This is a genomic window from Streptomyces huiliensis, assembly GCF_020037025.1.
In the GTDB taxonomy this organism is placed as follows: domain Bacteria; phylum Actinomycetota; class Actinomycetes; order Streptomycetales; family Streptomycetaceae; genus Streptomyces; species Streptomyces huiliensis.
Genome location: NZ_JAIQLH010000455.1, coordinates 1 through 3,392, shown reverse-complemented (window position 1 = coordinate 3,392; position 3,392 = coordinate 1). Strand labels below are relative to the sequence as shown.

At 72.1% G+C, this 3,392-nt stretch carries 3 protein-coding genes; all 3 read left to right on the top strand.

The genetic code is table 11. The features are described from left to right. Positions 1-192, top strand: a 192-nt coding sequence (locus JNW98_RS35045) for an adenosylcobinamide-GDP ribazoletransferase (RefSeq protein WP_223772309.1), incomplete at its 5' end; no start/stop codon positions are given. 149 nt (positions 193-341) lie between these two features. Further along, on the top strand, positions 342-1,868 hold the full coding sequence (locus tag JNW98_RS35040) for a leucyl aminopeptidase (RefSeq protein ID WP_223772308.1): 1,527 nt from the start codon (positions 342-344) through the stop codon (positions 1,866-1,868). 328 nt (positions 1,869-2,196) lie between these two features. After that, a partial coding sequence (locus tag JNW98_RS35035; RefSeq protein ID WP_223772307.1) for a dihydrolipoyl dehydrogenase occupies positions 2,197-3,392 on the top strand: 1,196 nt, incomplete at its 3' end.

Here is a 3,392-nt window from a genome sequence, read left to right as displayed (position 1 = left end):
GCCGGCGCCGGCGCGCTCCTCGGCCCGGGCGCGGCCGTCCGCGCGGGAGCCGCCGTGGTGCTCGCCGCCGCGGCGGCCGAACTCCTCCTGTACCACTGCCGGCGCCGCTTCGGCGGCGTCACCGGGGACGTCTTCGGCGCCCTGGCGGAGACCGCCGCCACCACCGCGGTGATCGTCACGGCCCTGGGCTGAACGACCGCGCGGGGATAGGCTCGTGCCGGCCCGAGGGCCCGGAATCCGGCGGCGCACGCGCGGCGCATACGATGCGCCGAGGCGGCCGGCACGGCCTCGCTGTGCTCTCAAGCCGTGGAAACTCAACGGAAGTAGGGACACCCACCACCGTGACTGCTCTCACTCTCAGCACCTCCGGCGCGGCGACGCTGCGCGCGGACGCTCTCGTCGTCGGTGTCGCCAAGGGCCCGAAGGGACCCGTTCTGGCGCCCGGCGCCGAAGCCGTGGACCAGGCCTTCGACGGCAAGCTCGCCGCCGTCCTGGAGACCCTCGGCGCCTCCGGCGAGGAGGGCGAGGTCACCAAGCTGCCCGCCCCGGCCGGTGTCAAGGCCGCCGTCGTGGTCGCCGCCGGCCTCGGCGGCGTCCCCGCCAAGGGCGACGGCTACGAGGGTGAGGCGCTGCGCCGCGCCGCCGGTGCCGCCGCCCGTGCCCTCACCGGGACGAAGAAGGCGGCCTTCGCGCTGCCCGTGACGGACGCGGACGACGCCGCGGCCGTCGGCGAGGGCGCCCTGCTGGGCGCGTACACCTTCACCGCCTTCCGCAGCAACGGCGGCGGCAAGGGCGCGTCGAAGAAGGGCGAGCCGCTGGCCGAGGCCGTGGTGCTCGGCGGCAAGCCGCGCGACAAGGCGTTCAAGGCCGCCGTCGAGCGCGCCACCGTCGTGGCCGCCGAGGTCAACCGCGCCCGCGACCTGATCAACACCCCGTCGAACGCCCTCCACCCGGCCGCGTTCGCCACCCTCGCCCAGGAGGCCGCCAAGGAGCACGGCCTCACGATCGAGGTGCTGGACGAGAAGGCGCTGCTCAAGGGCGGCTACGGCGGTCTGATGGGCGTCGGCCAGGGCTCCGCCAACCCGCCGCGGCTGGTCCGTCTCGGCTACACCCACCCCAAGGCGGAGAAGACCCTCGCCCTGGTCGGCAAGGGCATCACCTATGACTCGGGCGGCATCTCGCTCAAGCCGGCCGGCCACAACGAGACCATGAAGTGCGACATGAGCGGCGCCGCCGCCGTGTTCGCCGCCGTGCTGTCCGCCGCCAAGCTGGGCCTGGCCGTCAACGTCACCGGCTGGCTGGCCCTCGCGGAGAACATGCCGTCCGGCACCGCCACCCGTCCGGGCGACGTGCTGACCATGTACAGCGGCAAGACCGTCGAGGTGCTCAACACCGACGCCGAGGGCCGGCTGGTACTGGCCGACGCCCTGACCCGGGCCTCGGAGGAGAACCCCGACGCGATCGTGGACGTCGCCACCCTGACGGGGGCCATGGTCCTCGCCCTGGGTGACCGCACCTTCGGTGTCATGGCCAACGACGACGCGTTCCGCACCGCCGTGTACGAGATCGCCGAGTCGGCGGGCGAGCAGGCGTGGCCCATGCCGATGCCCGCCGAGCTGCGCAAGACGATGGACTCCCCGGTCGCGGACATCGCCAACATGGGCGTCCGCAACGGCGGCGGCCTGATCGCCGGCCTGTTCCTCCAGGAGTTCGTGGGCGAGGGCATCACCTGGGCGCACCTGGACATCGCGGGCCCGGCCTTCCACGAGAGCGCCCCCTACGGGTACACCCCGAAGGGCGGCACCGGCTCCGCCGTCCGTACGCTCGTCCGGCTGGCCGAGCGCACCGCCGAGGGCGACCTGGGCTGAACCCGCGGGGAGCGTCGGCTCCCCTTGCGGATCCACCGCGCGGCCCCGGGAATGCGTCCGGGGCCGCGCGGCGTTCGCTCAGGACGAACGCCCGCGGGGCGCCGCCCACACGGGGATCCCTACGCGCGAGTAACCCCTCGAAGGTGACGCATCAGTCGCCCCTCAGCCCGGCCCGGCGTCCCGCCGTCCGTCAACAAGTGCGAAGATGTTGTCTCGGCAGGACAGGGCCCCCAGTAATCACAGGGCCGAAGCAAGAAGCGGCCGAACGACAGCCGCCGCCCGGTCATCGACGACCGGCAACGGCGTACCCATGCATGGAGGACGTGACGTGGCGAACGACGCCAGCACCGTTTTCGACCTAGTGATCCTCGGAGGCGGTAGCGGCGGTTACGCCGCCGCCCTGCGTGGAGCGCAGCTGGGTCTCGAGGTCGCCCTGATCGAGAAGGACAAGCTGGGCGGCACCTGCCTGCACCGCGGCTGCATCCCCACCAAGGCTCTGCTGCACGCCGGTGAGGTGGCCGACTCGGCTCGCGAGAGCGAGCAGTTCGGCGTCAAGGCGTCCTTCGAGGGCATCGACATCGCGGGCGTCCACAAGTACAAGGACGACGTGATCTCGGGCCTGTACAAGGGCCTCCAGGGCCTGGTCGCCTCCCGCAAGGTCACCTACATCACCGGTGAGGGCCGCCTGTCCTCCCCCACGTCCGTCGACGTGAACGGCCAGCGGATCCAGGGTCGCCACGTCCTGCTGGCGACCGGCTCCGTGCCGAAGTCGCTGCCGGGCCTGACCATCGACGGCGAGCGCGTCATCTCCTCGGACCACGCGCTGGTCCTGGACCGCGTCCCGAAGTCCGCGATCGTGCTGGGCGGCGGCGTCATCGGCGTCGAGTTCGCCTCCGCGTGGAAGTCCTTCGGCACCGACGTCACCATCGTCGAGGCGCTCCCCCACCTCGTCCCGGTCGAGGACGAGAACAGCTCCAAGCTGCTGGAGCGCGCCTTCCGCAAGCGCGGCATCAACTTCTCCCTGGGTTCCCGCTTCTCCGGCGTGGAGTACACCGCCGACGGCGTGAAGGTCTCGCTGGAGAACGGCAAGTCCTTCGAGGCCGAGCTGCTGCTCGTCGCCGTCGGCCGCGGCCCGGTCTCCCAGGGCCTGGGCTACGAGGAGGCCGGCGTCGCGATGGACCGCGGCTACGTCCTCGTCGACGAGTACATGCGCACCAACGTGCCGACCATCTCGGCCGTCGGCGACCTGGTCCCGACCCTCCAGCTCGCGCACGTCGGCTTCGCGGAGGGCATCCTGGTGGCGGAGCGACTGGCCGGGCTCAAGCCCGTCCCGGTCGACTACGACGGCGTGCCGCGCGTCACGTACTGCCACCCGGAGGTCGCCTCCGTCGGTATCACCGAGGCGAAGGCCAAGGAGCTGTACGGCGCCGACAAGGTCGTCGCCCTGAAGTACAACCTCGCGGGCAACGGCAAGAGCAAGATCCTCAAGACCGCGGGCGAGATCAAGCTCGTCCAGGTCAAGGA